Annotated in this window: 18 protein-coding genes and 1 pseudogene; 14 read left to right on the forward strand and 5 right to left on the reverse strand. The window is 63.9% G+C overall.

Going from position 1 to position 25,288, the window contains the following annotated elements:
• Positions 1–78: 78 nt before the first annotated feature.
• The 3 genes from AC0L24_RS29850 to AC0L24_RS29860 form a co-directional block, all read right to left on the reverse strand.
• Positions 79–1,110, reverse strand: a complete 1,032-nt coding sequence (locus AC0L24_RS29850) for a hydroxyacid dehydrogenase (RefSeq protein ID WP_473564671.1) — start codon at positions 1,108–1,110, stop codon at positions 79–81.
• A gap of 429 nt (positions 1,111–1,539) precedes the next feature.
• On the reverse strand, positions 1,540–2,730 hold the full coding sequence (locus tag AC0L24_RS29855) for an FAD-dependent oxidoreductase (protein WP_127396508.1): 1,191 nt from the start codon (positions 2,728–2,730) through the stop codon (positions 1,540–1,542).
• A 117-nt stretch (positions 2,731–2,847) separates the two neighbouring features.
• Positions 2,848–4,356, reverse strand: coding sequence for a glucosamine inositolphosphorylceramide transferase family protein (locus tag AC0L24_RS29860; protein WP_127809758.1), 1,509 nt, complete (start codon positions 4,354–4,356; stop codon positions 2,848–2,850).
• A gap of 248 nt (positions 4,357–4,604) precedes the next feature.
• On the opposite strand from AC0L24_RS29860, the gene AC0L24_RS29865 reads away from it, so the two are divergent.
• Both AC0L24_RS29865 and AC0L24_RS29870 read left to right on the forward strand, forming a co-directional pair.
• Positions 4,605–6,707, forward strand: a complete 2,103-nt coding sequence (locus tag AC0L24_RS29865) for a GumC family protein (RefSeq protein ID WP_127809759.1) — start codon at positions 4,605–4,607, stop codon at positions 6,705–6,707.
• A 1-nt stretch (position 6,708) separates the two neighbouring features.
• Positions 6,709–8,040, forward strand: coding sequence for a VpsF family polysaccharide biosynthesis protein (locus tag AC0L24_RS29870; RefSeq protein WP_127809760.1), 1,332 nt, complete (start codon positions 6,709–6,711; stop codon positions 8,038–8,040).
• Here the strand turns inward: AC0L24_RS29870 and AC0L24_RS29875 are convergent.
• Positions 8,003–9,263, reverse strand: a pseudogene (locus AC0L24_RS29875) (glycoside hydrolase family 5 protein). The gene AC0L24_RS29870 and the pseudogene AC0L24_RS29875 sit on opposite strands and share 38 nt — an antisense overlap.
• Positions 9,260–10,429, reverse strand: a complete 1,170-nt coding sequence (locus tag AC0L24_RS29880) for a DUF1972 domain-containing protein (protein WP_164873816.1) — start codon at positions 10,427–10,429, stop codon at positions 9,260–9,262. The pseudogene AC0L24_RS29875 and the gene AC0L24_RS29880 overlap by 4 nt, the downstream one beginning before the upstream one ends.
• Before the next feature lie 314 nt (positions 10,430–10,743).
• On the opposite strand from AC0L24_RS29880, the gene AC0L24_RS29885 reads away from it, so the two are divergent.
• From AC0L24_RS29885 to AC0L24_RS29940, 12 genes are all read left to right on the forward strand, one after another.
• Positions 10,744–11,913, forward strand: coding sequence for a glycosyltransferase (locus AC0L24_RS29885; RefSeq protein ID WP_128289403.1), 1,170 nt, complete (start codon positions 10,744–10,746; stop codon positions 11,911–11,913).
• Positions 11,910–13,217, forward strand: coding sequence for an MATE family efflux transporter (locus tag AC0L24_RS29890; RefSeq protein WP_127397079.1), 1,308 nt, complete (start codon positions 11,910–11,912; stop codon positions 13,215–13,217). The genes AC0L24_RS29885 and AC0L24_RS29890 overlap by 4 nt, the downstream gene beginning before the upstream one ends.
• A gap of 8 nt (positions 13,218–13,225) precedes the next feature.
• Positions 13,226–14,455 carry a GNAT family N-acetyltransferase gene (locus AC0L24_RS29895; protein WP_473564672.1) on the forward strand — a complete coding sequence of 410 codons (1,230 nt, stop codon included), beginning with the start codon at positions 13,226–13,228 and terminating at the stop codon, positions 14,453–14,455.
• A 12-nt stretch (positions 14,456–14,467) separates the two neighbouring features.
• Complete coding sequence (locus tag AC0L24_RS29900; RefSeq protein WP_127809765.1) at positions 14,468–15,691, forward strand: GNAT family N-acetyltransferase; 1,224 nt, start codon at positions 14,468–14,470, stop codon at positions 15,689–15,691.
• 160 nt (positions 15,692–15,851) lie between these two features.
• The gene (locus AC0L24_RS29905) at positions 15,852–16,967 is read left to right on the forward strand and encodes a glycosyltransferase family 9 protein (protein ID WP_127809766.1); all 1,116 of its coding nucleotides are present in this window, start codon (positions 15,852–15,854) and stop codon (positions 16,965–16,967) included.
• 216 nt (positions 16,968–17,183) lie between these two features.
• Positions 17,184–17,408, forward strand: coding sequence for a hypothetical protein (locus tag AC0L24_RS29910; protein ID WP_127317999.1), 225 nt, complete (start codon positions 17,184–17,186; stop codon positions 17,406–17,408).
• A gap of 43 nt (positions 17,409–17,451) precedes the next feature.
• Positions 17,452–19,944, forward strand: coding sequence for a DNA ligase D (ligD, locus tag AC0L24_RS29915; protein ID WP_473564674.1), 2,493 nt, complete (start codon positions 17,452–17,454; stop codon positions 19,942–19,944).
• A 227-nt stretch (positions 19,945–20,171) separates the two neighbouring features.
• On the forward strand, positions 20,172–21,077 hold the full coding sequence (gene ku, locus AC0L24_RS29920) for a non-homologous end joining protein Ku (protein WP_024501732.1): 906 nt from the start codon (positions 20,172–20,174) through the stop codon (positions 21,075–21,077).
• A complete protein-coding gene (locus tag AC0L24_RS29925) occupies positions 21,074–22,189 on the forward strand; it encodes a tetratricopeptide repeat protein (protein WP_127809768.1) in 1,116 nt (371 codons plus the stop codon). Before ku ends, AC0L24_RS29925 begins: the two co-directional genes overlap by 4 nt.
• Before the next feature lie 232 nt (positions 22,190–22,421).
• A complete protein-coding gene (locus tag AC0L24_RS29930; protein WP_292661061.1) occupies positions 22,422–23,066 on the forward strand; it encodes an alpha/beta hydrolase family protein in 645 nt (214 codons plus the stop codon).
• Positions 23,067–23,070: 4 nt separating this feature from the next.
• Positions 23,071–23,841 carry an exodeoxyribonuclease III gene (locus AC0L24_RS29935; protein ID WP_127269168.1) on the forward strand — a complete coding sequence of 257 codons (771 nt, stop codon included), beginning with the start codon at positions 23,071–23,073 and terminating at the stop codon, positions 23,839–23,841.
• 192 nt (positions 23,842–24,033) lie between these two features.
• Positions 24,034–25,230: a hypothetical protein gene (locus AC0L24_RS29940; protein WP_127809770.1), complete on the forward strand. Its 1,197-nt coding sequence runs from the start codon at positions 24,034–24,036 to the stop codon at positions 25,228–25,230.
• The last annotated feature ends 58 nt before the right edge of the window (positions 25,231–25,288 follow it).

The raw sequence follows: 25,288 nt of genomic DNA on the forward strand, positions 1-25,288 counted from the left end.
CGGCAGCGTCATCGCCGGCCGCGCCCTTGTCAAGCCGACCTTGTCGACGGCCGGCCAACCGGGACGAAAACCCACGCCTCAATTCCTGTCGGCCGGCTTGGAACGCATGCGCGAAACCGTCTCGCGCTCGGCGCGCTTGGAGCGCAGCGGCGGCAGGCCGCGGTCGATCAGGTCCATGTCCTCAAGCACCATATCGCCCATGCGCTTGAAGGCGATGTCGAGCGCGCCGGCGCGGTGAGCCGAGCGCAGAAAGCCGGGCAGGGTGCGCACCGGATGGTCCCGCGCCAGCGGTTCTTCGGGGAAAACGTCGCTGGCGGCGACGATGTGGCCGCTCTTCACCGCCGCCATCAGCGCCGGGAAGTCCACCACGCCGGCGCGGCTGAGCAGGATGAAGGCGGCGCCCTTGCGCATGCCGGCAAAGGCCTCGGCACCGAGAAAACCCTGGTTCTCGCTGGTCACCGAGGCAACGACGAAGATGAAGTCGCTGGTCGACAGCACCTCGTCGAGAGAGGCCGGCTCGACGCCATTGTCGATGAGGATCGATGGCGGCAGCCAGGGATCGAAGACTTTGGTGCGGGTGCGGAAGCCCGACAGCAGCCGGTTGAGCGCCCGGCCGAGATCGCCGAAACCGATGATCCCGACATCCGCGCCGGACAGGAGCCGCGCCGTCTGGTTGCCGTCGCCGCCCCACAGTTCCTGTCCCTGGCGGAAGGCGAGGTCGGCATCGACGATGTCGCGGGCGAGGTTGAGCGCCATGGCAAGGCCAAGCTCTGCGACCGGCTCGGCGAACACCAGGCCGGTGGTGACGACATGGATACCGCGCGCGAACAAGGTCTCGTAGGGCATGTTGTTGATGAGGTTGGTCTCGACATTGAAGACGCAGCGCAGCGCCTCCATCCGGTCGAGCGTTTCGGGCGATATGGGCGGCTGGCCGATGATGTAGCGCGCCTCGGCCAGCACGTCGGCCGGCAGTTTCGCGACGCCGTCAGCGGTCGTCTCGACAACGCGATAGTGCGCCTTGAGCCGCGCCAGCTGCCGGGCTGTGAAGATCAGCTCGAGCGTGCGTGGTTCCGGCGCACTGATAACCAGCGGCAAGGCGCTGTTGGACATGGCTATTCCCTCTGTTCCCGATGGCCAAAATACCTTGGATGAAACGATTTACAACATCGCGCGGGGAGGCGAGTAGAGCGGGATTGGCGCTGGGATGAGGTGTCCTGTTGGAGCCGATATGTGCCGGCAATGCAACAGTGAAGAATCGTTTGACTACGATGGCGAGGAGACGACGTAAGAACCAGTAATGACGCAATTGACACGGGGCAGGGAATTGGTTCTGCTGGCGCCGTACCAATTTGGAGGGCACTTTACAGTGAAGAAATACGAGAAACCAACCTTGCAGAAGCGCGACAGGCTTTCGGGCGTCACGGCCCAGACTACCCCATCGGCACCTCCGTCGACGGCAACCTGAGCGGTTGGCGTCTGACGCATTCGCCTTATAAGGCAATCAATATTGGCAATCGATAGGGCGCGACTGGTCGCGCCCTATTGAATATTGGCCATGGGCGCCTGCCGTTTTCCCAGATGCCGGACCTTGCGGCCGATGATCATCAGCCGGCGCGCGGTGTTGTTGCGCAGGCGCCTTGCGCGCCATTCCAGTCCGGTGCCGGCGGTGATCGACTTGGCATAGTAGCTCACCCGCATGCCATCCTCATCGGCAGCCACCTTGACCGGGTCGTCATAGAAGGCGTTGATCTTGTCAGCCGCCATGCCTGGTGTTTCGAGCCATCGCGGAATGTGAACCGAATGGAGCTGATCGACGTCGGTCATCACCCGGCCGATGCCGACGCCCGGTGTTGGACACGTGGTACAGAAAGCATCGCCGATGAAGATGACCCCGTCGCGGCGATGGCCTTGCGTGGTGCTCAGGCTGATCTGCCTGACCTCGACAGGGCCTGCGACTTCGAAGTTGCCGCATCGCGCCGCTATTTCGGGCATCAGCTCGCAGAGCATCTTTTGCGGTTCCTGGCGAAACGCCCGCGTCCACGGCTCGGCCACTTGCCGATAGCCGAACATGTTCGCCCGCATCTTGTCGCCGAGGGGAAAGATGCTGATGTAGGCGATACGGTCGGCAGCCCGCCTGCTGTAGCAGGTGACGGCCTGATGACCGAAATCACGCGGGGAGATGGCGAGGTCGAATCCCATCGACAGTGAATGCGCCTTCGATTGCTCGATACGCTCGACGCCGACGGCGCGCCGCACCGCCTCGCCGTGGCCGGTTGCCACCACCAGCAGGCGGGCATCGATGACGGCGCCGTCGGCCAGCACAAGCCGCTGCCGGTCCGGTCCAGTCGAGACCTCGGTCACCTTGCCGACCGTCAGCGGTACTTGCGCAGGCAAGGCGTCGCGCAGGCCATTGATCAACGCGCCATAGGAGAATGTGAATTCAGCCTTCTTCTCATGCGCGAAGAACTGGCCGAGGCGGAAGATATGCGTGTCGGTCGTCGAGGTGACGAGGCTCTTGAGTGTCGCATCGAGGCCGAGCTTTTCGAACAGAAGCATCTGATCCATGCCGATCTTCTCGGCCCGGAATTCCTCGTGGTGGACGCGGTGCGGATCAATCAGCGCCACCTTGCGCCCGGCTTGTCCCAACAGCATTGCCAAGGTGGTGCCGGCCATTCCGGCGCCGACGATCGCCACATCGACTTGGGCCGGGCCAGCCTCTGAGATACTCATTTTGCTGCCTTTCTGGTGGCAACTGCACGTTTCACAATCTCCGGTAGAAAATATCTTCCGGACCTAAATCAACCGCAAGCAACCGGAGCGCGTGCCTGGTAGTAACCAATGTTTAGGTTAATCGCGGGTCCGCTGCTTCCAGCGCGGTGCGATCGCCGAGCCATCGATGAACTCAAAGCCGCCAGCCTCGTTGAGCGTGTGAAGTTTACGCCCGCTCCATAGCGCACCTGGATTTAAGATGGTTTCAACGACCTGCTCCATGCCGATCAAATCAAGGTGAGAAATGCGTGCGATGCCAAGCGCCGCGCCATAGCTCCTGCGGCAGTCCTGCACCGGGCGCAGCAGGTCGTTGCCGCGCCTGACGATGCGGCCGGCCGGCCGCGCGGAGGCGATGTCGATCAGCACGGGATTTTTGGGATGCGGCGTCCAGGGGCCGCGAAAATCCGGCGCCGACCATAGATGCAGGGCGTCGGAGAAGGCGCCGCCGCCGTCGCGGACGGTGGCGAACAGCCACCAGGCGCCGCCATGCTCGACAAGCGTGGCGTCGCTGGCCACGACACCGGACAGAAGCGTCGCTTCCTTGACCCATCCACCGGGGAAGGCGGTAGCGCGGTAGAGATCGACGGTGCCGTTGGCGCAGCTTTCCGGCACCATCCAGACCTCGCCGTCGCGCTCGAAGACAAAGGGGTAGGAGAGATGGTAGGGCAGATCCAGCACCGGTTCAGGCCGTCCGAGCGGGCCTGCCGGGCCGAAGGTCACGGCGGAGATGATGGCTTTGCCGAGCCGGTGGATATAGTCCTCGACGAACAGGGTCAGCTGGCCCTGGTAGAGGATGGGGAACGGATCGGCGTAGAAGCGGCTGCCATCGTCCGGCAGCTCTTGCCAACCCGACGCCGGATGGGCACGCAGGTCGAACAGATCGGAGCCCCCGGTTTGCCGCCAGCCGACCTTCCAATGCGGCGCGTTGTAGCAAAGGTGATAGATCTTCTGGACGATCCGCCGCGCCAGCGCCTTGCCGGCTCTGACCCCAAGCTTGCCGGCCGAGGGCATTGGCGGCGGGCTGCCTGCCTGCGCCGGCTCTGGCAGATCGGGCACCGACTTTGCCGCGCCTGACATGGCAGCGACGATCAGGCTTGCTGTGCGCGGCAGCATATCCTGGAAGGACGCCAGCGCGATGCCGCCATATTCTGTGCCCAGACGCCCGGCCGCGATCGCAACGCCGTTCTCCTCGATGCGGGCAAGTGGCGTGCGGCCGGCGAGGATCGAGGCCAGCAAGGCCGCTTCGCCGCTGGCGCCGTCATAGGTGACGTGCCAGACGCGTGTGCTTTCCAGCCTGACATCGCCGCAGAGGTCGATGACCAGGTCGGGCGAAGCGGGGGACTGCCGATAGGGCGCGAGCGCCGAAAGCGGCACACGCTTGGCCAGTCCATCATGGGCCAGTCCATCATGGGGCAGTCCGTGGATCGCCGTTTCGAGTTGAAACAGGGCTGCGGCGCTGCGCGGAATGCCGCCGCCCGCCGGCCTGACATCGACGGACAGTTCGTCGCCGAGCGCGGCAAGGCGCTCCAGCAGCGTGAGATGAAAGGCGCGGACGCAGTCTCCGTCCAGGCGTAGACTTATCTGCATGGTGGAGGCCCGAAAACGCGGTGCCCGGCCTTGCCGGCCAGGCCGGTCCGGTCAAATTGTAACCCCATCTGCATCCGTCTCCGCTCGCCGCGTAGTCAACACCCCGATATGTATATTTTTAAGCAAACCGCGTGCCAAAATTCACGTCACCTCTCAACATAATTAACAATGTTTTAACAGTTGGAGGAATAGCTAGGTTAGCGCCGCAACTGACCTTGCCGGCATATGGAGTATTGTCGGAGGCAGCCATGCAATCATCCCTGCCCATGGTTCCTCAGCAACACTCTCCGGATGCGGCACGCGCGGGATCATACGCAGCTTCGACTGTCGAACTGGGCGACCTGAAGCGCATCCTGGTGCGCCGCCGGTTCTGGATCTTCGGCACTGTCGCGCTGCTGACGCTGGTCGCCCTTCTCTACGGTCTTTTCACACCCGCGCTCTACAGCTCGGCGGCGGAAATCCTCATCGATCCGCAGGACCTGCAGGTGGTCACCAACGACGTCAATCCCAGCCGTATCTCACCCGATGGCGGCATCACGCAGGTCGAGAGCCAGGTCAGCGTGGTCCAGTCGACAGGCGTGCTGATGCGGGCGATCGCGGCGACAAACCTGACGCAGGATCCGGAATTCAACGGGCAGGGCTTGCTGTCGCGCGTGCTCGGTTCGGCATCGGCCGAAGGCGACAGGTCGGTGCAGACACTCGACGCGCTGCGCCGGCGCCTGGCGGTGAAGCGGGCCGACAAGGTCCTGGTCCTCGACGTCATCGTCACCGCCAAGAGCGCCGACAAGGCCGCCCTCCTGGCCAACGCCATCGCGCAGGCCTACCTGGTCGATCAGGCGAGCGCGCGCGCGAAAATGGCCAGGGACGCCTCCGAGTCGATCACCGCCCGGCTGGACGAGCAGCGCAAACGCGTCCAGCAGGCCGAGAATGCCGTCGAGGCCTATAAGTCCGCCAACAACATGGTGATGGCGGCAGGGAACCTGGTCAGCGACCAGGAACTGACCGAGATCAACACGCAGCTTGCGGCGGCGCAGAGCCGCACCGCGGCGCTGAAGGCGCAGGTCGACCAGATGCGCCGGCAGAGCGGCACGGCGGACGCAACCTCGGAAGCGATGCGCTCGGCGGTGATCTCGAGCCTGCGGGCACAGGAGGCGACGCTGGTCGACCAGGTCTCGCAGCTCGGCACGGAGCTGGGGCCGCGTCATCCTTCGCTGATCGCAGCCCAGCAGCAGCTGCGCGACACGCGCCAGCTGATCGCGCGCGAGCTCGGCCGCATCGCCACCGCCACCGAGACGGACTACGAGCGGGCGCTGGCCAACCAGCAGGCGCTGGAAGCCAAGGTCGCCGGCATGAAGAGCAAGTCGCTCGACACCGACCAGGCCTCGGTGCGGCTGCGCGAATTGCAGCGCGATCTCGAGGCGCTACGCTCCGTGTACTCGAACTATCTCCAGCGCGCCCAGGAGACGCGCGAGCAGATCAATGTCGACAGCACCAATGCGCGCATCATCTCCAATGCCATGCCCGCGTTGAAGAAAAGCTGGCCGCCTTTGCCGCTGCTGTTGCTGGGCGCGATATTCGGCGGCCTCGGGCTCGGCACCGGTCTGGCGCTGATCGCCGAATATTCCTCGCCGACGGTGCTTTCCAGCGCGCAGATGCAGTCGGCCATCGACGCGCCGGTGCTGGGCGTGGTGCCGGCAAATTCAGGCACTGGGTGGCGCTGGTGGCCTTTCGGCGCAAGTTCGGCCGCCGCCTCCAGCCAGAAGACCGACGCCGTTGTCGGCCTTGCGCTGAGGCGCATGTTCAGTTCGGGCCAGCGTCCGGCGGACTGGCCGCTGGTGCCTTCCATCCTGGTGACATCGTCGCCGGGCGAGGGCGCGCAGCGCAGCCGGGTGGCGCGGCTGCTGGCCAATGCCGCGGCGTCCGGGGGCAGCCGGGTGCTGTTCATCGATGCCAATGCCGGCGGCGGCGACCAAAAGGATCCGCAGCCGGGGATCCTCGATGTGCTGCGCGGCGAGTACGCCTTTGAGGCCGTCAGCCATTACGCCGCCGGCAGCAACGTTGCCGTGCTGGGCAGGGGCCGCTCAAAGGCGGTTTTCCAGGAAGCGCATGGCATCTATTTTGCGCAGCAGATGCTGGCCCGGGCCAGCCGGAGCTTCGAACTCGTCGTCATCGACGGCGGCGCGCTGGCCGACAATCTCAATGCCTCGCCGCTGGTTGCCATGGCCGACGAGATCGTACTCGTCGCCACGCTGAACGCCACCCCGATGCGCGACGTCACGACGACCGCGCAGGCGGTTTCCGTCATGGGGCGGTTGCCGACGGCGGCCTTGCTGGTCGACGAGGCCGCCTGATATGGCTGCCGGTTGGAGCGCAAGCGCTTCGAACCATGGTGCTGCCGCACCCCGCGCCGGCACGTCGCTCGATGCGCTGACGCGCTTCGGACTGATCGCGGCGGTAGCGGTGCTGTTCGGCATCTCGGGCGGCATGCTGTGGCTGGTCGGCTACAATTATGATGGCCTGTTCGGCAACCCGGCGACCAAGATCCACCCGTCCACCTATCTCATCGTCCTCTTGTTTGCCTGGCGCTCCTGTGCGTCAGGCAATCCGGTCGGCTATATCGTCCATCTCGCCGACAGGCGGCCGGCCAGCGCGCTGATGGCCGCCATATCGATCGTGCTTTTGTTCGTCGTCATCGCCAGGCAGCGGCCCGGCATGGCTGGCATGATCGATACGTTCGTGGCCGCGGCACTTCTGGTGCTGATGCTCAGCGAGGACGACGAACGGACATTCGCCGGGCTGCAGACCGTCGTTCACGTTGTCATGACGGCGAATGCGCTGCTTGCCCTTTTCGAGTTCGCCACCAAGACGCTTATCTTCCCCTATCGCCTCGACGGCGTGGCGTTTACCACCGATCTGCGCTCGAGCGCTCTGCAGGGACATCCGCTCGCCAATGCCATGGTGACGTCGATCTACGTGCTTGCGCTGCTCTCCGGTGCCAGATCCCTGTCGACGCCTGTGCGGATAGGATTGATCGGCCTGCAATGCGCGGCACTTGTCGCGTTCGGCGGCCGTTCGGCGATGGTGATGACGATTGTGCTGGGCGGTTGCTACCTGCTTTCCAAGGGCATCAGCAAATTGCGCCGGGGACGCGTCAATCTCCTGGGTGCGGCACTCGGCTTCATGCTTGCCGCGCTGCTGCCGGTCGTCATCATCGTGGCGGCATATTATGGCTTTTTCGACGCGCTGCTGGAGCGCTTCGTGTCGGACAGCGGCAGCGCCAATGCCCGCGTCGAGATGTTCGAGCTCTTCAAGCACCTGGAATTACGCGATCTGATCGTGGGGCCGGATGTCGACCTAATCGACAGCCTGCGCCGCATCAACGGTCTCGAACAGGGCATCGAGAACCCGATTATCCGCACCGTCCTCTATCAGGGCGCCTTCTTCACCCTTTTGCTGACGTTCGGCTTCGTGCTGTTCCTGTTCGAGGTGGCGCGCCGCTGCCATCCCGGCATCTGGTTGCCGATGCTGGGCTGGGTCATTCTGATCAACACCTCGGAAAGCGTCGCGTCGAAGACGACGCTGCTGACCAAGTTCGTGGTGCTGGCGCTGGTGCTTTACCGGCCGACGCGGGCAGCGTTCAGGCCCGTCAGTCCGCCGGCATGGTCAGGCCAAGCGCCGCGATGATATCGGGGTCCAGTGCCCGGGTGGTGTCGTCCATCATGCCCACCATCGAAGAGATTCCACAGTGCCCAGGCGAGGCCGAGTTCCTCGGCGCTTCGCCTGACATCGGCGATGTAGCGCGCTCGATCCGGATTGGGGGCGGCGACATAGCGGGCGTCGGTGCGCAGCGCGCCGAACTCGCCCATGATGATGCGTTCCGGCGCAAGGCCGTGGCCGTCGGCCCAGTCGCGAACCTGGCGAAGATATTTGTCGACAAACCAGCGGTCGGGCCGGGCGTCGAAATAGACTTTCAGCACACGCTCGGTCTCGGCATAGGCTGCCTGCTTGGCGTCTTCAGGGGTTTCGGTGTCCTGCGCCATGCGCGCCCTGACCGATGCCAGCGTCGGTTCCAGCGAGCCGGCGGATGCCGGCCACGGCACATTGTTGAGCGACCGGTAGACGGGCTCGCGCATCCAGGGTGCCCCCTGATGGCTGAACAGATAGGGCTCATAGAAGTGGAAGGTGAACAGGATCGGCTCGAACGGGGACAGCGGTGCCGGATCGAGCGCGGTCAGTCCGCTCACCATCGAGCCGCAGCCGCCGGTGACGATCAGCGGCAGGGTCGCGGCCGATGCTCTCGCCGCCGTCAGAAGTGAAAGCTGGATCTGCGACCAGACGTTCGACGCGCAGGCCTGCGCCGGCTCGTTGACCGGCTCGAGCGCCACCCTGCCGGGCTGGAACCGCGCCAGCCTGCCGGCAAGCTCGCCGACCAGCCCGCGGTAGAGATCGAACGCGGGTGCGGCGGTGCTGGAGACCATGCGGTCGGGGTTCCAGTAATGGGTGGCGGCATTGGCCTGGATGTTGACGATGATGCCGAGACCGGCGTGGAGGGTGGCCGTGACGGCGGCATCCAGCATGTCCAGCAACCGGCCGCGCGTGGTGGCGTCGGCGGCCAGGAAAGGGCCGGGATCAACAGGCAGACGGATGAAATCGAGCCCGGTCCTGCGCAGCCGACGCAGGTCGTCCGGGGTCGGCACCGGCCGTTGCGACTGGAAGGGCGGCCAGCCATAGTCGGTGCGCGGAGCGGGAAATTCGCGCGTCAGCGAGAACCAGGGCCAGGCGTTGACGCCACGCCGAAATCGCGGCCCGGCGGCTGCGCGAGCGATTGGTGCGACCGGGAGCGAGCCGAGCGCCGCCGCGGTGGACAGCGCCGTCCGCAGCACCCGCCGGCGCGACCAGCCTGTCATACGGTTCCTGGCGATGCGTGATCCATCGCGGTGGTCTTGGCGGCGGTCACGCCGAGCAAATGATAGGCCTCATTTTCATAGGCAAGCAGGACATCGTCCCAGCGGAAGGCTTCGCGGGCGCGCGCGCTGGCGGCAACGCCGCAGGCCTGGACCAAGGCATCATCGTCCAGCGCCTGCTGCATCCGCTTGGCGCAACTGTCCTTGTCGGTGAAGTAGATCGCCGCAGCCCCGGCGGTCCATCTGTTGTAGGGATTGTCGTGGGCGATCACCATGTTGCCGGCCGCCAGCGCCTCGACCAGCGAGGGGTTGGTGCCGCCGACCGTGTGGCCATGCAGATAGGCGCGGGCGTGGTATCTGAGCGCCTTGACCGTCGCCTGGTCGTAGATGGCGCCCGGCAGGACCACCGAGTCATTCGCCGCCTTGCGGATGGCGGCATGATAGGGGATGTCGTCGGACAGCGTTCCCAGCACCACCAGCTTCATGTCGCGCTTGGCAGAGCAAAAAGCTTCGACGATCGGCAGGATGTTGTTGTCGGGTTCGATGCGGGCGATCGAGATGAGATAGCGCCCGGGCTCGAGGCCGAGCGCCCGGACCGGCGCCTCGGGCGCCGATGTCACCGGATCGGCGCCATAGGCAATGGTGGCGATGGCGCTGCGCGGCCGGCGCGTCGCCAGGTGATCTGCGATGGCGGGATGATCGGCGACCAGCCGATGCGAGGCCCATGCGCCGATCCATTCGTTGAGCCAGAACCAGGTTCGCGCCGCCATTCCCCATTTTGGGCGGCGCCACTCGATGCCGTCCATGTTGGTGAAGATCTTGCGTCGCTTCAGCCTGAGCCAAGTCAGGAAGACCGCGCCATTGTAGCCGAGCACCAGGCAAACGCCCGGTCGCCGGGCGGCGTCGCGGGCGCATTGCCAGTCGAATTCCAGCGTCGCGCGCGGTCCCTTGGAGGCGACCTGGATGTGAATGAGCTCGATGCCGCGCCAGGTTTCGTTGCGCACCCTCTGGTCGATCCGCTCGACCTCATCCTGGCAATAGACGCCGACCTTCCAACCGCGCCCGACAAGAAATAGCGCCAGTTTTTCGGCAAAGGTTTCAAAGCCGCCATGGGCCGCGGGTATGCCGCGGGTCCCCAGGATCAGAATGGCGGGCGTTTCTGGTTTCATGGCCGGCGGCACTTTCACATGTCTCATACATTAGATATTGCTTAATTTATAATGGGCAGATGGCAACTTCCGTGCCAGCTCCCGATTTCGGTATCCTGCGAGGGATCATCGCGCGGGGTTGTAAAAAAACGGTGTTGAAGCCGATGGTTGTTTCATTCTCGGTCAACCCTTCTGTGCGTAGCTGTATCGAAACGAAGCAATGCCTGGGGCGTACGGCCGGCAGTCGGGCGTATCGAACCAGGCATGATTCTTGCGGACGGGCTTCTGCCACAATCGCCCAGCGCGATGGTTGTAGCACCCGGCGGGATATAAAGATGCGGATTGCCTGCGTTCATCAGGGTTATGAACTCTATGGTTCTGACCGCAGCTTTGCGGAGAGCGTTGCCGCGTTGCGCGCCGCGTTTCCGTCGGCCGACATCGAAGTGGTTTTGCCACGTAGCGGGCCGATCGTGCGGATTCTGGAAGCGCATGCCAGCCGGATCGTCTTCGAACCGCTGTGGGTGCTGAGGCGCCAGGCCATTGCGCGCCTTGCGACCGTCGAGATGGCGCGATTGCCGGTTGCCGTGTTCAGGGCGTGGCGGCGGCTCAAGGATTGCGACCTCGTCTATGTCAACACCTCGATCGTGGCCGACTACGCGCTGGCCGCACGCCTTCTTCCCCAAAAGGCCGTCCTGCACATCCACGAAATCCCCGAAGGCGCCATGCGCAGGATACTCGTCGGCCTGATGCGCTGGAGCCATGCCGATCTGATCTTCAATTCACACGCGACACGCGCCGCGTTTGGTGATCCCAAGGCGGCGCGTGCGTATGTCGTCTACAACGGTGTTGCCGGGCCGGCGGCGGTCGAACCGATGACGTATGATGGCAAGCGCCCATTGCGGGTGCTGCTGCTTGGCCGTATCAACCGGATCAAGGGGCAGGAGATCCTGCTGGAGGCGATCGCCTCGATGCCGGCGGAACTCCAGGCGAGGATCGAGGTGCGACTGGTCGGCGGCGCCTTCGAAAGCACTGAGCGCGAGCATGCGCTTGCCGAACTGGTCGAAACCATGGGGCTTACCGGGCGCGTCAGAGTCCTGCCTTTCATTCCCGACCCTTCGGAGCATTATCGATGGGCCGATATCGTCACCGTGCCGTCGCGGCGTCCGGAATCGCTGGGCCGCGTCGCCATTGAGGCGATGGCATACGGCCGGCCGCCGCTTGTGTCGGCGATAGGCGGGCTGGTGGAAGTGGTCAGCGACGGGGAGACCGGCTGGCATGTTCCGCCCGGCGACGCAGCAGCTCTTGGCGCGAAATTGCAGGAGATCATCCTCGCCCCTCAGGCCTGGCGCGGGTTTGTCGCTGCCGGGCGCGCGCGCTACGAGGCAATCTTCAGCGAGCCGGTCGCGGCCGCGGCGATCACCGCGATCGCCGCCGACAAGCTGAAGACGACCATCGCGCGGCCGGGCAGGGTGCCTGCTGCCCGCGAAGCGGAGACGCGGCCGTGAAGTTAGCGTTTCCGAGCCATCTGGTTCGACGCCTCGTGCTGATGATCGGCGGCGAGGCGATGCAGAGCGGCTTTCATTTTGCCCTCAACATCATGCTGTTGCACATGCTGTCGGCGCAGGGCTACGGCCTCTTCGCCATCGGCATGGTGATGGGCGGTGTCGGCCTGTCCTATATCAGGTCACTCACCGCCGTTCCCGCCAGCATCTGGATGAGCAAGAGCACCAACAGCGCCGGCGTCGATACCTATGACGTGGCGTTCGGAACGGCGGCGCTGATCGTGGCGTTGCTGATGGCCGTCGGCACGGCAGTCCTGATGCATGTCCTTGGCGATCCAAGCGGAATTGCCGCCGGCTGCTTCGTCGGTGCCTGGTCGTTGCGCAGCCATATGCGCACGGCTTTCTTCGCACGGCGCCAGCAGGTTGTCGTCTCCATCAGCGATGGCGCGTTTACAGTCGCCGGCTGTGTCCTGACCGGGCTGTCGATCTGGTTGGTCCAAGACCCGCTGCAGACCGTGTTCTATGCACTAGCCGCGGCAAATGTATTCGGCATTTTCGTCCTGGTCCGGCTGGCGCGGCGCTCGCTTCGCATCAGCTTCCGCATGCCGACGCGGCGACGCTATGTCAGACTGTGGCCCCAGCTGCGCTGGTCGGCATTCAGCGCGACCACCACCAACATCCAGGGTCAATGTCTGGCGCTGCTGGTCGCCGGCATTGCCGGTCCTGCCGCCTACGCACCGCTGGCGGCGGTTCTGGTGCTGTTTGCCCCGCTGCGCATCATCAGCCTTGCTTTCGTCAACATGACGCAGCCGGATCTCGCCAGGCTGATGCGGAACAATGAAACAGGCCGTGTCTGGACGCAGGCCAAGATCTGGGCGCTCGTCATGGGGTTTGGCGGCCTTGCATATGGATGCGCCATCATGTTCGTCCTGCCGATGATAAAATCCCAGGCTCTCCAGGACGCTTCGACCTGGTTCATCGGACTTTTCGTGATCGCGAATTTTGTCCCGATCATGCTCTATATCATGCCCCGTATCGTGCTTGAGATACTCGGCGATTTTCGGATCGTCGCGTTCACCACGACGGGCGGCGCGGTCGTCGGGCTGGCACTGATCGCGGCCCTGCTGGCAATCGCGTCTCCGCCGTGGGCGTTGTTGGGTTCCGCCGTCTCGGAGATGTTCGTGCTCGTGGCATCATGGTATTTCGCGCATCACCGCATGTGGAATATCGAGCATCCCGACGAGGCGCGCGACAGCCGGTTGGGCGCGTGGCGGCGCACGCTGTCGTTCGCCACGGCAAAGCGATAGGAAAAAATATGGCAGTCCAGGCGGTGCAAATTGCTGCGGCGACCGGCTCGCCCGATGGCCAGTCCTCCCATCCGGCCACCGTCGTCGCCAACGATGCATACACGGCGCGGCTCCACACCAGCCTGGAAGCGGTGAGGCCGCTCTGGCTGCGCCTCCAGGCGGACGGTGTGTGCACCGCCCACCAGAATTATGCCTGGGCCGAGGGGATCGCAGCGCGGCTGATGCCGGAAGGTGCCGAACTGCTCATCGTGGAGGTAAACGACGCCGTGACGGGCGTGCCGCGAATGCTGGTGCCGTTGATACGGCGACCGGCTTTCCGCCATCGGGTGATCGAGTGGCTGAGCTGTGGCGTTTGCGACTATTCGGCACCGTTGCTGGCCGATGCGAGCCCGTGGACGACGCAGTCGGCGCAGGCCGCGTGGGCCGCGGTGCGTTCCGTGCTGCCGCCGGCGGACCGTATCCAGATCAGGGGAATTCCGCAATCGATCAGCGGTGTCGCCAATCCGCTGGCCTTGTTGGCGGCCACGCGCGATTCCCTGCATACCAGCTTCGGCCTCACCATCGACGGCGATCCGGAGACCGTCCTCAAGCGACTATGCCGGCCATCCTTCGTCAAGGCTTTCAACAAGGACTGGCGTCGCCTCGAACGGCTTGGCGGCGTGGAACTGGTCGAAGCCAACACGCCGGCCCTGGTGGAGGTCATCTTCGCCGGCCTGGTCCGGATGCGGCTCAGCCGCTTTCGCGAACTGGGCCGCTTCGACCTGCTGACGCAGGCGGCGGTTGTCGATTTCTATCGAAACGCTGCTCTCGAGGGCCTGTCGGATGGGTCGGTGCGGCTCTTCGGGTTGCGTGTGGGTGAAGCTCTTATCGCGGTCCAATACCTGCTGATCCATCAAGTCACCGTTCATGCTCTGCTGATCTCAATCGATCAGGGCGCGGTGCCCAATGTCTCGCCGGGACTTCTGATCATGGGCAAGTTGATGAGCTGGGCGCGCGGGCGCGATTTCAATTATTTCGACCTGTCGGTAGGCAACCAGAGTTATAAGGAACATATGGGTGCCTTGGGTTCGGGTCTGCGCGAGCTTTGCCACGGGATTACGGTGCGAGGCAGCGCCGTGAGCGCAGCCATCGAGATCCGCAACCGGGCCGAGGTGTTCGTGCGCTCCAAACCTCGGCTGCTGAAGAGGCTCCAGGGACTGATGCGGGGTTTGCGGCGCCTGCGCGGGGGATCAGAATGACGGGAGAAGCATGTGGCAAGCTACGCGGCGGGAACGACTCCGATAAAGGATTTGCCCGGTGGGCCGGTTTCCCCTGCTGTCGCCAACGTTGATGCAACCGCGCACTTCACGGCTCGGCTGCACACCAGCTTCGACACCGTAAGGCTGCTATGGCTGCTCCTTGAAGCTCACGGCGTCTGCACTGCCCACCAGCATTATGCCTGGGTCGAAGGAATCGCCGCACGGCTGATGCCCAAAGAAGCGGATCTGGTCCTCGTCGAGGTGAGTGACGCCGTGACCGGCGCGCCGGCCATGCTGCTGCCGCTGATGCGGCGGCGGGCTCTCGGCCACCACGTGATCGAATGGCTGAGCTGTCGCGTGTGCGACTACTCAGTGCCGCTGCTGGCGGATGGGAGAGCGTGGACCAGGCAGAGTGCCGACGCCATGTGGGCGGCGGTCCGTGCCGTGCTGCCACCGGCGGATCGCATCCATATCGCGGGAATTCCGCAGCAGGTCCACGGCGTGGCCAATCCGCTGGCATTGCTTTCGGTGGCGCGGGACTCCATCCAGGTCAGCTCCGGCCTCGTCCTGCATGGTGATCCGGAGACGCTCATCAAGCGGATCTGCAAGCCGTCCTTCGCCAAGGCCTTCCGCAAGCATTGTCGCGGCTTCGAACAGCTTGGTGGCCTCGCTCTGATCGAGGCCGACACGCCTGATCTGGCCGAGGAGCTCCTGGATGCGCTGTTGGAACTGCGGCTCAAGCGTTTCCGTGAGCTCGGGCGTTTCGACCTCCTGACTGAGGCGCCGGTCGTCGATTTCTACCGCGCCGCGGCGCTGCGAGGCCTGTCCAATGGATCGGTGCGGCTCTTCGGACTACGCGTCGGTGAAGCCTGGCTCGCCTCCATCTATGTGCTGGTCAGAAAAGGCACACTTCACGCCCTCCTGCTCGGCATCGACCAGAATGCGGTCGCCAATGTCTCACCCGGCCTGACGACGATGGGCAAGCTGATGATGTGGGGATGCGAGCGGGGCTTCGACTATTTCGACCTGTCGGTCGGCGGCCAGGGCTACAAGCAACATATCGGCGCCTCGAGCTCGGTACTGGCCGAGATTTGCGAACCGGTGACGGTGCGGGGCAGGGCTGCGAACGCAGCCATTTTGCTGCGCAGCCGGGTCGAAGGCATGACGCGGTCGCGTCCCCGGCTGCTCAAGGCCGTCCAGGGCCTGACCCGCCGCTTGCGGCGATTGAAGGACTGAGGACGAACGTTTGCCGGTCCTGCGATGCAGAGCACCAAGGCCGGCAGGCAAGCTTGTTGACAGGGTCGGTTAACTCTATATCTGAAAGCGCGGCTTGACGTTCAGAAATGAGTGTCCTCGGCAGATTTTTTTAAGTTAGCGTTTTCGGCAGATCATCTCGATGAATGCAAGTTTAGGAGATGGGATTCGTTCCATCCTCATTATCCAAACGAAGTACATTGGAGATGTCGTTCTGACATCTGCTTTGGTTCGCAATCTACGTCTTTCTTATCCACAAGCATCGGTGACCATGCTTTGTGCGCCGGGTCTCAAGGAGTTCATCGTCGCGCAAGGGATCGCCGATGTTGCCGTTGGCTTTGAATCCCGTGGCAGAGGAAGGACTCTGCGCAAGCGTTTGAGCGACTATCGTGGCGTCATCTCTGATTTGCGGCGTCGAAGATTTGATCTTAGCATCGACCTTACCGATTCAAAAACCTCGCGGATCATGCATCGTTTGATCGGCGCTCCACTTCGCGTCGGCTTCGATCCTTCCGAGCATCCGATGAAGTTCTGGGAAATCCAGCTTGCAAACGTTCTCGCCGCGACCTTCGGACATGGCGGACCGCATTATCTCTACAGGAACCTGTCTCCACTCCGCGCCCTTGGGCTGGATTGTGAGGACCCAACACCTCGGCTGCAGCTGACCAGTACTGCCCAGGAAGAGTGTGCCAGGCTTCTTGCGGAAAACGCTTTGGCGAAGAAGTCTTACGTGGCCGTGCATGCCGGCGCGAGGTTCGAAGGCCGTTGTTGGCCGCCGCAACATTTTGCTGCGGTCATCGACGAAGTATACGCCAAAACCGGGCTGCGATCCCTCCTTGTTGGCGGGCCGGATGAAGGGCTTGCCGCGCAAAGGATCCTTGAAGTGGCAGCATCGCCGGTCGCAAGTGTCGTCGGAAAAGCCTCGCTTGAGGTCCTGACGGCATTGTTGGCCGAAGCGTCGATCTTTCTTGGCAATGAGAGCGGCCCGATGCACATCGCGGCCTCTGTCGGAACTCCAGCGGTGGGGCTGTACGGTCTGACGTCGCCAGAGCAATGGGGCCCGTTCGGTGTTCCCAACCGGACGCTCCAGCCGCCCATGCCTTGCCCATGCATCGCTCCAGGTGTGTGTAAAGAAAACAACGCCGGTGGGGTCTATTGCGTCCAGCGGCTCCAGGTTGCCGATGTTGCGGCGGTGACACTCGATCTCATCGGCACGGAAGTTCAAAAATCTGCTCATTCGGGCATGCCGGCCGCGTAGCAGGGCGGCAGCGACGGGCGATTGTTTGGCGGCGCGCTTCACGTCTTGATTCAGGCCGAGGCTCAAACATCTCAAAAGATTGGCAAATTTGACCGGGCCGCATCCTGCGCTGTCCGCGAAATTGACAGGACGGCGCGTCTCCGCCATCCTTGACCCCAGTCGTCAGGCTGCCGGCAGCGGCCGCGTTGTGTGTCTGGGGCGACCGAGGGCAGTGTCATGTTCAGTCCCGTCACAGGTCAGAATTCCAAGCGCGCCGCGGTGCGCAAGGCGCTCGATCGTCACAAGGTCTACATCACCGCGCAGCGTTTTTCGGCAGGCAGCTACCAGGCCCGGGTTCTGGTCGACGGCGAGGCCTATTGGGTCGACGAATTCCGGCTGAGCCAGCTGCAGCAGGGACTGTCGCCGGCGGAGCTCGAGTTGACGCCGGCTGCTGACGATTGAGCGCGACTGGCTTGTTCCTGGCCTACGTGCTTGGACCTTTGCCATGACCACCCCGCCAAAGCTCCAATCCTACCGCGCGAGGCGTGAATTTTCCAAAACGCCGGAACCGGCAGGCGGCCTCATCACGGACGAAGGCAACCGCTTCGTTGTCCACAAGCACCACGCCACCGCGGACCATTATGATCTGCGCCTACAGGTCGGCGATGTCTTGAAAAGCTGGGCGGTGCCGCGCGGCCCTTCGCTCAATCCGGCCGACAAAAGACTGGCGGTCGAGACCGAGGATCATCCGCTCGAATATATCGACTTCGAAGGTGTCATTCCCGAAGGCGAGTATGGCGGCGGGCCGATGATCGTCTGGGATACCGGCAGCTGGGCGCCGATGGACGATGTCGAAAAGAGTTTGCGCACCGGCGCCTTCAAGTTCCGGCTGGCCGGCGACAAGCTCAATGGCGGCTGGATGCTGACCCGGCTGAAGCCGAAACCCGGGGAAGACGAAAACAAGAAGAACTGGCTGCTGTTCAAGGAGCGCGACCTCGCCGCCGACACCGCGCTTGACATCCTCACGGCCCGGCCGGAAAGCGTCAAATCCGGATTGCGCATCGAGGAGCTGGCGGCGCCGGCGAAGCCAGCCGCCAAACCCGCGCCCAGACAGGGATCGCTGAAGCCCGGCACGCTGCCGGGCGCGTTCAAGGCCCCCATGCTTGCTCGTATCGAGCCGCAACTGGCGACGCATATGCCAAAACCACCGGATGGCGAGGACACAAGGGAAGTCTGGCTGCACGAAATCAAATTCGACGGCTACCGCACCATGGCGCATCTTACTGAGGGCGCGGTCAAGCTGATCACCCGTGGCGGCATCGACTGGACGAAGCGCTATGGCGACCTGCCGCATGCGTTCGCCAAACTGCCGTGCCGCGACGCCATCGTCGACGGCGAGATCGTGGTGCTCGATGCCAAGGGCATCAGCCGCTTCGCGCTGCTGCAGGATGCGCTGGCGCAGGGCGCCGGCAGCAAGCTCCATTTCTACGCCTTCGATCTTCTCCATCTCGACGGCTGGGACCTGACCAAGGCGCCGCTGGTCCGGCGCAAGGCGCTGCTGGCGCAGATGCTGTCGGGCCTCGGCGCCAATTCCGCCATCCAGTTCTCCGACCATGTCGAGGGCTCGGGGCAGGGGCTCTACGACCAGGCGGCGGAACTGGGGCTGGAGGGTGTCGTCTCCAAGCGCGCCACGGCCATCTATCAGAGCGGCCGAAGCAAAAGCTGGACCAAGACCAAGGCGCTGCTGTCGGACGACTTCGTCATCGCAGGCTTCACCATCTCCGATGCGGCCGAAGGGCTGGCGGCGCTCGGCATGGCAGAGTTTGAGGATGGTGAATTCCATTATCGCGGCAAGGTCGGCACCGGTTTCGATGCCGCCACCGCCGGTGAGTTGCTCGGCAGGCTGGAGCCGCTGCGGGAAGGCGCCACGCCGCCCGAGGGCGTCCCGCGCGAAATCATGCGCGAGATGAACTGGGTGCGGCCGCTGCTGTCGGCGCACATCCATTACGCCAACCGCACATCGGACAACGCACTGCGCCACGGCGTCTTCCGCGGTTTGAGGGATGTCGGCCTGTCGACGCCGGTCTCGTCCAAACGCAAGCGGCTGATCGCCGAGGCCGACCTTGCCACCATCTGGGTGACCAATCCGACGCGCCGGCTGTTCGGCAAGACCGGCCCGACCAAGATCGACATCGCCGTCTATTATGCGCTGGTCGGCGATTTCATGCTGCCGCACATCCTCGGTCGGCCGGTGTCGCTGGTGCGCTGCCCGACCGGCCTGCCGAAGGATTGCTTCTTCCAGCGCCACGCCTTCACCGGCATGCCGCCCTCGGTGGTGACATTCGAGGCGACAAATTCCGAGGGCGAGACCAAATCCTATCTCTCGGTCGAAGGCGCGAAAGGGTATCTGGCGCTGGCGCAGTTCGGCGTCGTCGAGTTCCATACCTGGGGCACCCACCGCACCGGCCTCGACAGACCCGACCAGATCGTCCTCGACCTCGATCCGGGCGAGGGGATTTCATGGCGCGAGGTGGTCGAGGCCGCCGTGCACATCAAGGGCGAATTGGAGCGCCTGGGGCTGGTGCCGTTCGCCAAGACCTCCGGCGGCAGCGGCATCCACATCACCGTGCCGGTGACGGGCAAGCAGAACTGGAAGAAACTGCACCAGGCGACCAGCGCCATCGCCACGCATCTGGCGACAACGGCGCCGGACACCTTCACCACCACCATGGGCAAGGACAACCGCAAGAAGCGCATCTTCATCGATTATCATCGCAATGCGCGCGGCCACACCTCCGCAGCCCCTTACTCCTTGCGCGCCCGCACCAATCTGCCGGCCTCGACGCCGGTGAGCTGGAGCGATCTGGAATCCATCGATGCGCCGCAGGATCTGAACTATTCCTCCCTGCCGGGGCTGCTGGCGACGTCGGGTGATCCGTGGGCGGAGATCAACGAGTTCGCGCGGGATTTGCCAGTGTTCGAGGGAACGAGGAAGTAGTCGCGAGATGAGGGCGCAGCCCCGCCAGCGTCTCAATTCCAAGTCCATCGACGCTTCCGACAATTTGAATTATTCTCTCCGCCACGACCTCAAAGACGTACCGGAAGATTTCGTCAGGGATTTGCCCGTATCGTGTGGGGTCGGTGTAGGATTTCCTCGGCGCCAATCGTCCTTCGGACGAAAAGCGCTGCAGCAAATGTCAGTGCATGGCCGCGTAGGAGTGTTTCATGGCGCCCAGGGCAAGTTGGAAAGGTTACCTCAAACTCAGCCTCGTGAGTTGTCCGGTGCGGTTGTATCCCGCCACCAGCGCCAGCGAGCGCATCAGCTTCAACCAGCTGCACAAGAAGACCCACAACCGCATCAACATGAAACCGGTCGACCCCGAATTGGGGCTCGTCGAGCGTGCTGATCTGGTCAAGGGCTACGAATACGAGGACAAGCAGTACATCATCATCGATGATGCCGACCTCGATGCGGTGCGCATCGAATCCAATCACACGATGAACATCGAGGCCTTCGTCGACGAGGACGAGGTCGACGTCATCTATCAGGACGCGCCCTACTACATGGCGCCCGACGGTGCGATGGCGGAAGAGACCTTTGCCGTGCTGCGCGAAGCGATGCGCAAATCCGGCAAGCTGGCGATCGCCCGCCTGGTGCTGTCCAGCCGCGAGCGCGTGGTGACGATCGGCGCGCGCGAGAACGGCATGTTCGTGTGCACCTTGAGGAACCCGAACGAAGTTCGCGGGACGGCTGAATATTTCGGCAACATCCCAGCCGGCAAGCCCGACCCCGAAATGCTGCAGCTCGCCGAAGCGCTGATCAAGCAGAAGGAAACCACCTTCGATCCGAAGAACTATGAGGACCGCTACGAGGCGGCACTCATGACGATGATCCGCGAGAAGCTGAAAGGCCACAAGCCAATCATCGCGGCGGCACCAGAGCGCGGCAATGTCATCAACCTGATGGATGCGCTGAAGGCCAGCCTGTCGCAATCGAAGCCGCCGGCCAAATCGAAGAGCAAGGCCGACGAGGTTGCCAAGCCCGCCGCGAAGAAGGCGGCAGCGGGTGGCGCTGCTGAAAATCCGTTGAAGGCCAATCTGCTGAAGGCGGTCGGCAAGAGCAAGAAATGACGGCGCCGACCGGCGCTGTTTTCGGCACGATAGGCGCGCTGGCGGCTTTTCCGCTCAGGCTGGCTGCGCGGGAAGTGGAACGCCAGCACGGCCAGCTGCGGCGCGGTATCACCAGGCGCACCACGCATGTCGTCTTCGGCCGGACACTTCTCGCCAGGGCAGGCCTCGTCAAAAACGGCGATGCCGGGATCGAGCGCAGTGTCGCCGCCGAGCGCGCGGCCGGTCGAACGCTGATCAGCGAGAACGGATTCCTGCGCCTTCTCGGACTGATGAAGACACCGGAGGCGTCTTCACTGTCGCGGCAATCGCTGATCGATCAGTCGCGGCTATCAGGCTCCGACCTCGATTTTTTGTCGCTGTTCGATGCGTTCGAGCATGACACAGAACCTTATTCGTTCCGCGACCTGATCCTGGCGCGCAAATATGCCGGGCTCATCGCCGGCGGCGCGACATGGGGGGCGATCGCGCGCTCCGTCCACCGCTCCGGCCCGGTGGCGTCGCTGACCGCCAAGTCGCTCAATGTCGGCTCGCAGCATGGGCGCGCCGACGCGATCTATCTCGAAGGCGGCCAGAGCGAACTCGATGGGCAGTTGCTGTTCGATCTCGGAACAGCCGGGGCAGAGGGTGACGACACGCTGGAGGAGCTGTTCGCCGAGGCGGAAGCGGCGGAGGAGCAGGGCGACCATGATGGGGCCGCCGCGCTCTACCAGCGTTGCCTGGCCATCGATCCGAGCGATGCGATTGCCGCCTTCAACCGCGCCAACTGCCTGCGCGCCGGCGGCCACGCGGTGGACGCCGCGCATGACTATATCAATGCGATAAAACTCGACCCAGCCTTCGTCGAGGCGTGGTTCAACCTGGCCGGACTGATGAGCGAGCAAGGTCGCGAAGCCTCGGCGCGAAGGCACCTGCAGAAGGCGATCGCGCTCGACAAGACCTATGCCGATCCGGTGTTCAACCTTGCGAGGTTGGAGTTCGACGCGGGCAATCTGCCGGAGGCGCGGCAGCTGTGGGTGCGCTATCTCGAACTCGACGCGGATTCGGAATGGGCGCGGGTTGCAGCCAAGGGAGTGCAGTTCGTGGATCTGCAGCTGGCGCGGACGGCGGGGTGAGCATGATTGGCGAAGGCCGCGATGACAGCCAATCTCCCCCCTTGCGGGGGAGATGCCCGGCAGGACAGAGGGGGGCGCTGTCCCGCCAACAGATCGGCCAATTTTGGGGCGTGTTCCCGCACGCAAGCCGGACCGAAGACTGGCATTCCTTCACGCCCCCCTCTGCCCTGCCCGGCATCTCCCCCACGAGGGGGGAGATCAGCAGCGTCGCCGTCGCGCCGGACATCACACCATGACCACCTTCCTCTTCGACGGTCCCGACACCGCTGCCATCACCATCCTGCTCGCCCATGGCGCCGGCGCGTCGATGGATTCGCCTTCAATGACCGCCACCGCCAAGGCGCTGGCCGCGGCAGGCTTACAGGTCGCACGCTTTGAATTCCACTACATGGCTGCCCGCCGCTACGGCCACCGCAAGCCACCGCCGAGGGCCGAGACGTTGAACCCGGAATATATCACGGCGATAGCCGACCTCAGGGCAAAGGGCGTGACGGGACCGCTGATCATCGGCGGCAAGTCGATGGGCGGGCGCGTCGCCTCCATGGTCGCGGACGAGATGTTTGCCAAGGGCGAGATTTCAGGGCTGGTTTGCCTCGGCTATCCCTTCCATCCGCCGGCCAAGCCCGAGCAATTGCGCACCAAACACCTTGCCGATCTGAAGACGCCGACGCTGATCTTCCAGGGTACCCGCGACGAGTTCGGCACCAGGGACGAGGTTGCGACTTATGACCTTTCCGATCGCATCGAGGTCATCTGGCTGGAGGACGGCGACCACGATCTCAAGCCTCGCAAGAGCATCTCGGGATTTTCGGCGGCCGACCATCTGAAGACGCTGGCCGAGACGGTCAAGGCGTGGTCGGGTCGGATCGCTTCCTGAAGCGATGAAGATCGCCTCCTTCAACATCAACAACATCAACAGCCGGCTTGAAAACCTGCTGGGATGGCTGGCTGTGGCAAAGCCCGATGTCGCCTGCCTGCAGGAGCTGAAGGCGCGCGACATGCAGTTTCCACGCTCGGCATTGGCGGCGGCCGGCTATGGCGCGGTGTGGAAGGGCGAGCCGACGTGGAACGGTGTTGCCATCCTGGCACGGGGCGCCGAGCCAGTGCTGACCCGCGATGCCTTGCCCGGCGATGATGCCGACAGGCAGAGCCGTTATATCGAGGCGGCGGTGAACGGCATCATCGTCGCTTGTCTCTATGCGCCGAACGGCAATCCTCAGCCCGGCCCGAAATTCGCCTACAAGCTCGCCTGGCACGCACGGCTGGAGGTGCATGCCGAACAGTTGCTCGACACCGGCCTGCCGGTGGTGCTGGCCGGCGACTACAACATCGTGCCCGAGCCGCGCGATATCTACGCCACCCGCTCCTATGACGACAACGCGCTGGTGCAGCCGGAAAGCCGGGCGTCGTTCCAGCGCCTGCTCGATCAGGGTTGGCTTGATGCCCTGCGCAAGAAGCATCCGAAGGAAACGCTTTACACATTCTGGGACTATCGCCGCAACCGCTGGCCGCGCGATGCCGGCCTCCGGCTCGATCACATTCTGCTGTCGAAGAAACTGGCACGCCGCCTGACCGCCGCCGGCATCGACCGCGACGTGCGCGGCGAGGACGGCGCCAGCGACCATGCGCCGGTGTGGGTGGAATTGAAGTAGGCGACTGCTTTCATTGCGTCGCGCTTGAACGGGTCCCTGCAACGCGCTTAAAGTCTTTTGTCTCGATGCATGTTGCTGTCCCAATCCGGGTTCGCTTTTGGCCGACATGCAATAACCTGTCGGCAAAGTACTCCAACGCAGCCGGATCGCCCGTGAACGCAACCCCCCACGAGATTTGTGAATCGAGGCTCCATGCCTGACTTGGGCGCCGTCGAGATACTGGCCGCCGCCATTGTCGTGCTTGCGGCTGCTGTCATGTCCTGGCTGCTGTGGCGGAAGCGCAGCCGCCGCAAGGGACGGCGGCAGACCAATCCGGCTGCCGACTATGCCGTCCGTACCGAATGGAACGCCGGCGGGGGTATGCTCAATTACTCATCCTTCGTCTATTTCGATGTCGATCGCGACGGCAAATACGGCGCCGGAGACCGGCCGATGGCCGGGATCATGGTGCGGCTGTATGACGAGGCGGGCAAGCTCGCCGCATCCGCGCGCACCAACAATGCCGGCTTTGCCAATTTTCCCATGTCGGTGAAAAGCAGAAAGGCCGTGATCCGCAAGCCGGGCAACTGGCGCTTTGTGGTTTCGGTACCGCCCGGCTGGCAGGCGAAAAGCGAAAATGACATTCAGTCCCGACACTTCATGCCGCTGCCGGGTTCGCCGGCCGGGATGGTATCGCAGGAGATGCTGCTGCCGGTCGGTCTGGCACCGCCGCGCCGCGTCAGCGGGCGCGTTGCCGGCGATGGACCAGCGACCCTCTCCATGTCGGGGAACGGGCACGTCCTGGAGACGCGGGCACTGGCGCCGGGTGCCGTCTTCAGCTTCGACCTGGCTGAAGAAGCCGACACGGCCAGCGTCAGCGGCGGCGGCTTGGAGCGGCGGCTGACGCTGTCGCCCTACTCGGCGGATCTCGGCCTGCTGTCGCCGCAACGCGCCGGCATCGACACTGATGCCGCCCTCGAAACGATCGATTTCGACGATGTGACGTCGCGCCCCTTCAGGAAAATTCCGGCCGGTCATGCCGGATTGACGTGGCGCAACCTGAATGCGATGGCCCGCGACTACACCAAGGACAGCCAGGGCTATGTCAATGGCAATGTCTCCGGTGACTATGTGCTCTACACCAGCAGCGGGCTGCCGGCCGAATTCAGCCGCGAACGGCCGTTCGGCTTTCACTCGGTCATGCTGAGCGCCGCCTGGCTGGCGTCGGAAGGGGAGGTGGCGCTGATCGAAAGCTGGCTTGGCGAGCAGCTGATTTCAAGCGATCAGATCACGCTGTCGGCGCTCACGCCGCTGCACTACGCCCCGATGCTCAAGGCTGTAACGCGTGTTCGCCTGTCGACGAAACACTATTGGCAAATGGTCGTGGACGATTTGGTCTTGACGCGCTGAGATTGGGCACGCCAAAGCGGAGCGAAATTTCGCCCCGCTTCAATCAGGTTACGTTTAC

The organism is Mesorhizobium sp. WSM4809, assembly GCF_055811655.1.